Origin of the sequence: Mesorhizobium sp. M8A.F.Ca.ET.021.01.1.1, assembly GCF_003998025.1 — a bacterium.
Classification (GTDB): Bacteria; Pseudomonadota; Alphaproteobacteria; order Rhizobiales; family Rhizobiaceae; genus Mesorhizobium.
On sequence record NZ_RZSJ01000420.1, the window covers coordinates 1 to 5,600 of the forward strand.

Annotated in this window: 5 protein-coding genes; all 5 read left to right on the top strand. The window is 61.2% G+C overall.

The genetic code is table 11. The features are described from left to right. The coding region (locus EOA36_RS25740) for an ATP-binding protein (protein WP_145969307.1) at positions 1-1,698 on the top strand (1,698 nt) is incomplete at its 5' end. A gap of 116 nt (positions 1,699-1,814) precedes the next feature. Next, entirely contained in the window at positions 1,815-2,231 is a 417-nt protein-coding gene (locus tag EOA36_RS25745) for a DUF559 domain-containing protein (RefSeq protein WP_127279965.1), read from the top strand. A 109-nt stretch (positions 2,232-2,340) separates the two neighbouring features. Next, complete coding sequence (locus EOA36_RS25750; protein WP_127279962.1) at positions 2,341-3,642, top strand: DUF6638 family protein; 1,302 nt, start codon at positions 2,341-2,343, stop codon at positions 3,640-3,642. Positions 3,643-3,744: 102 nt separating this feature from the next. After that, positions 3,745-4,869 carry a DUF2333 family protein gene (locus EOA36_RS25755; RefSeq protein WP_127279963.1) on the top strand — a complete coding sequence of 375 codons (1,125 nt, stop codon included), beginning with the start codon at positions 3,745-3,747 and terminating at the stop codon, positions 4,867-4,869. A gap of 368 nt (positions 4,870-5,237) precedes the next feature. Beyond that, positions 5,238-5,600: formate--tetrahydrofolate ligase (locus EOA36_RS25760; protein ID WP_127279964.1), on the top strand; the 363-nt coding region annotated here is incomplete at its 3' end.

The following is a 5,600-nucleotide window of genomic DNA, read 5'->3' on the forward strand; positions in this document are numbered from 1 at the left end:
GTCCATCCCGACGACCAGTTGCTGACCATCCCGCAGCACACGCTGCTCTTTCGCGCCCGGCGCGGCACGGCGATCGCACTGGCGGTATCGGACGTGTTCGCCGAAGGCTCCGATCTCGAAAGCCTGCAGGCCAGGAACACCCGCGCCCCGCTCGAAGGCGACGAGGCGTCCGCCTTCAAGAAACTGCTGTCGGCTTCGGCCTACATTTCGGCCTTCAGCCTCGCCTCCTATCTGTTCCAGCTGATCGACAGCGACGGCGAGGCGCCAAACGACATTCCGGAACCCGACTTCCTGTTCGACACGCCGCAGGATGCGGTGAAGTCGATCCTGGCCGGCCTCGACAAGGCGATAGCGGGCTCGCCCGACGACACCGACCTGATGACCAGGGCGCGTGCCTTTGCCCGCGTCGCCATCGACGGGCTTTTGGCGCGCAAGGGCCGCTTCGACGGCATCGGCCCGTTCGAGAATGCCCATATCCGCATCGACGCCGACGACTTCACCCTCGACGGCTTCGATGTCGCGCCGGGCAAACGCTCGAAGCCGCTGGTGATGACCTTCAAGACGCCGGAAGAGGTCGTCGGCAACCACATCGCCAAATACCAATCGGTCAAGCTCGCCAAGATGCTTATGGCCTATGATTTCGAGCGCGAGCTGAACCCTTTCGTGGAACTCGGCGGCTTCCTGTTCACCTTCATCGGCGACGGCGCGCCCGGCACCGGCAAGACGACGCTGATCCAGATGATCGCCGGCCTCGTCAACGGCTATTGCCAGGTTGCCGGCTATCCCTTCGCCTATGAGAATTTCGGCGTCGACCAGATTTCGTCCTACCAGGGCAAGTCGGGCCAGAACTGCCGCCAGTTCATCAACAATGTCTTGAACCCGCGCGTCATCGGCTTCGGCACCATCGACGACATCGACCAGGTGGCCGCCAGACGCTCCGACGACCGCGCCTCGGCCGGCCAGCAGGAGATCACCGGCGTGCTGATGGATGCCTTCGCCGGGGCCGCCACCGTGGTGCGCGGCAACTGCTCGTTCGGCATGTTCTCCAACTACCCGGAAAACGTCGACGACGCGCTACGCCAGCGCGCCGGCGCCCGCTGGCTGGTCGACGGGCCGCAGACGCGTGACGACTATATCGACATCTTCGTGCTGCTCGCCGGCAAGAACCACGAGATCCCTCTGGGCAAGCACGAGCTATACGCGGCGCAGGAAATCCAGCGCGCCGTGACCGAGGCCTATGAGGAGCATGAAAAGCCGCAGGAGGACGGGCTGATGCGGGTCTATGAGCGCTACATGAAGGAAAACGGCGCGCCCAGGACCATGGCCGACATCGGCACCTACCTGCATCTGATCAAGGATGCCGAACCGCGCTTCACCGGCCGCGCCATCAAGAACGTCACCGACGCCATCAAGATGCGCGCCATGGACATCGAGCTTCCCGACGACTGGTTCGAGAAGCCGGAAGCCTTCATGCACAAGAGCTACGACGACAAGAAAGCGATGATCGAGGACCTGCGCGGTCCGTTCTCGATGGACATGGTCATGCAGGAGATCAACCGCTACGCCGACAGCGAGTTCCGGTATTCCGACAAATCCGACGATGCCGCGGTGGAAAAGCTGCTGCGTGACGCAAGGCTGCGCGAACGCGCCGCGCGTGAGATGGAGGAGATGAAGAAGAAGGGTCTGTGGAATGCGTAATGTTCGGTCGTCACGCCAATGGACAGTCCTTCGCGCCGTTGAAGGACAAGGAGCCAGCGCTGACGCCCCCCTCTCCCCGTTCTTCACGGGGAGAGGGTAAGGGTGAGGGGCAGCGCATGCGTGGACCAGAAATCGAAACAACAGGGCGGGCGAGACGTCTACGCCAGTCGGACAACGACGCCGAGAACGCGCTTTGGATGGAGTTGCGCGGACGCAGGCTGAACGGCCACAAATTTGTGCGACAGTTTCCGATAGGCAACTACTTTGCTGATTTTGCTTGCAGGGACAGCCAGTTGGTCGTCGAGGTCGACGGCAGACAGCATGTCGACAGCAAGTACGATCAGACGAGAGATCGCTTCTTGGTTTCAAATGATTGGTCTGTACTCCGCTTTTGGAACGTCGACGTATTAAAGGAGCGAGACGCGGTGCTTGAGACGATATTGGCAGCTATCGAACAGCGCCTCGATCGTCATATCGAGACGAGTGAGCTTCGATTCATCGCTGCAAGAAGCTATGGGGAGACATATCCTTGACTGTCGGCGCCGCCCCTCACCCTTACCCTCTCCCCGTGAAGAACGGGGAGAGGGGGACGTCGGCGTTGGCGCTTCATCTTGTGAGGCAAAATTTCTCGGACTTCTCGAGATGACCACCAAAAAACCCGACCTCCTTCGCGACAACGAGCTCATCTACGGGCGTCTGCTCCCCGTCGACGAAGCCCATCTCATCCAGCGCTACAACAAGGCGCTGGCCGCTTTCGGCCTCAAGCCCACCAAGCTGAAGAGCTTCCAGATCGACCGCACCGGCTTTTCTCCCGAAGTGGCCGAGGAGTGTGGCGACTACGACTATCTCGACCCCAACGAGGTCAACCGCCGCTTCATCATCCTGACGCCGTCGCAGATCGACCTGCCGGTAGTGCACACCGCCTTCTCCAACACCTCGCAGCTGATGTTCGAGTTCATGTCCAGGAACCAGCGCGCCATCGACGCGCTGACCATCAAGGACGTCATCTACGGCGAGATCGAGGATTCCGTTCCCAAGGTCAACGACATCGAGGATCTGCTGTCGATCAACCAGGTCGAGTTCAAGGTGCTGTCGGCGGAAGACGTGCTGGGCAAGGCCGCGGAACTCGGCAAGCTCGTCGACCGGCTGAAGCAGGAGCCCGACGCCTGGCGCGACAATGCCATGCTGACCCGCATGGTCGAACTCGCCAAGGTCTGCGGCGACATCCGCGAGAACGCGCTGGTGCCGGACCAGGTGATCTTCCGCCACAACGCCTACTGGACCAGCCATTTCGGCGGGCTCTACGTGTTCGTCGATCCCGACATGACGACGGTGATCAGCGATCCGGCCGCTCCTGGCTTCCGCCGCTCGCGGCCCTGGCAGGTGAGCTATCTCTCGATCAAGGATGCCGACAAGGTGTTCAAATTCCTGGCAGCCACCGGCCGTATCGAACTGCCGCGCGCCTCCTGGATCGAGGCCTCGGGCTACCTCGAGCATCGCGCCGAAATGGTGGTGCGCGCGCTGATCCGCGACGCCGAGCCGGACCGCAATTTGACCGATGTCGACAAGGTCTGGCTGCAGACCTGGATCCAGAGCCACGCCGACTTGATCACCAAGGACGGCAATTTTCCCTTTCTCAACGCCGCCAAGCGCGAGATCGCGCAGCTCGGCCACCTCAAGATCGAGGATGTCTTCCCCCAGCAGCGCTTCCTGGTGGTCCGCGCCAAACCGGACCACCCCGACGCCTGGCTGACCAACCGGCTGATCTCGGATTTCGTGCCGTCGGACTTCGTCTCGCGCTACATCTTCAACAAGGACGGCTTCTACAAGGACTATGACGGCTACAGCGACGCCTGGCGATCGCATGTTGTGGACGTTCTGAAAACCACATATTTGAAGGACAAGGTGGCGTTTCGCACACGCCTCTACGGCCTGACCGACTAGAACGAAATGAACCGTCATTCCGTTCTAACTTGTTGTTTTGGTGCATGATGTTATCCAAAAAGTCTGCAACTTTTTGGCATCATGTTGGGGGGTGACATCGCCATGCTCGATCCGATCGTGAACTTCTTCACCGGGATTTTCCAGTGGATCGGCCGCGGCATCGGCCTTTTGATCGGCGTGATCCTGTGGCCGTTCATGTGGGCCGGGCGCTGGTACGGTCAGCGCGGCTGGATCCTGAAGGCGATAGTCGGCCTGGCCCTTTTGGTACTGATCGGCCTCTACGCCAACTTCTTCTACGCCACCCAGTGGTGGAACAATTTCAACCCGAACTACCCGGACACCTATACGTTCGAGAAGCGCAATGTTTCGGCCGGTGAGCAGGTGGCCGCCGGGACCGGCACGGACACGGCCAAGACTTGCGGCAACTCCGGCATCGCCCAAGTAGCGGCGGACCTGACGGACTTCAACGTCAACCAGAATGCCTGGATTTCGTCGATGATCCTCTACAAGCTCGGCCTGTTCGGCATCGACTGGGACAACACCCCGTGGATGGACAACAAGGCCTCTTTCCAGCGCGGCATCAACCAGGCGGTGCGGCGCACGGCGACCGAGCTTGCCGACAATCTCGGCCGCGTCCGCACCACCTCGCAGATCGACGCCGACCTGCAGGACGCGCGCGGCAATCTGCAGTTCGACGAATACACCTGGTATTTCGGCGTGAGCCCGTTCGGGCCGAAGACGCCGACACCGAGCTACTATCGCGACGCGGTGCGCAAGCTGCGTTCGTTCAATGCCCGGCTCGCCACCTGTCAGGCCACTTTCGATGCCCGCGCCGACAATCTGAAGCAGTATATCGACCGCATCGCCAGTGACATCGGCTCGACTTCCGCCATCCTCAAGGAGCGCGCCGAGAACCACAACAATGGCTGGTTCGACACCCGCGCCGACGACCGCTACTGGTTCGCCTATGGCCAGCTCTATGCCTATTACGGCCTTATGAAGGGCGCCCAGGCCGATTTCGAGGACGTCCTCAAGGAAAAGCACCTGCAGAGCCTCTGGGATACGATGGACGCGCAGTTCGTGTCGGCCCTGCGTATCCAGCCCTTCATCATCGCCAACGGTCGCGAGGACGGCTGGCTGCTGCCGACGCATCTGACGACGATGGGCTTCTACATCCTGCGGGTGCGCTCCAACATGGTCGAAATCAGCAACGTACTGACGCAGTAACGGCATTGGCGGGCAGCGACGGCCCAATGCATGTCGCCCAAAAGTGATCCCGGTTTTGGGAGAACGACATGCATCAGAGATGGCGAATTTGCGCCGTCGCGTCTGTCGCATTCCGTGCATTGTGCGGCTGTTTTGAGACGGCGGAAGCGTCCCTGCTCTGGCTTCTATACGGCGCGGCAAGCGGAGCCATAAAGAACCGGGGATAGGTCGGCCCGCCGCAGAGGAATTTTCTCTATAGGAAACATAGTTGCATGAAAGTTGACGCAACCGCAGCGACAGGGTTAGATGCCCGCGCGTCCGGTTCCAGCCTTCTTTGCAAGAGACATCAACCCCGTCCCCTCCACCGTCCAATCCAGAGGAAAGCCGTCATGGCCGAAGTGAAGTCCGACATCGAGATCGCGCGTGGCGCCAAGAAAAAGCAGATCCAGGAGATCGGCCAGAAGATCGGCATCCCGACCGAGCATCTGCTGCCCTACGGCCACGACAAGGCCAAGATCTCGGCCGAATTCATCAAGTCGGTAAAGGGCAACAAGGACGGCAAGCTGATCCTCGTCACCGCCATCAACCCGACGCCTGCCGGCGAAGGCAAGACCACCACCACCGTGGGCCTCGGCGACGGCCTGAACCGCATCGGCAAGAAGGCGATCGTCTGCATTCGCGAAGCCTCGCTCGGCCCGAATTTCGGCGTCAGGGGCGGTGCCGCCGGCGGCGGCTACGCGCAGGTGGACCCG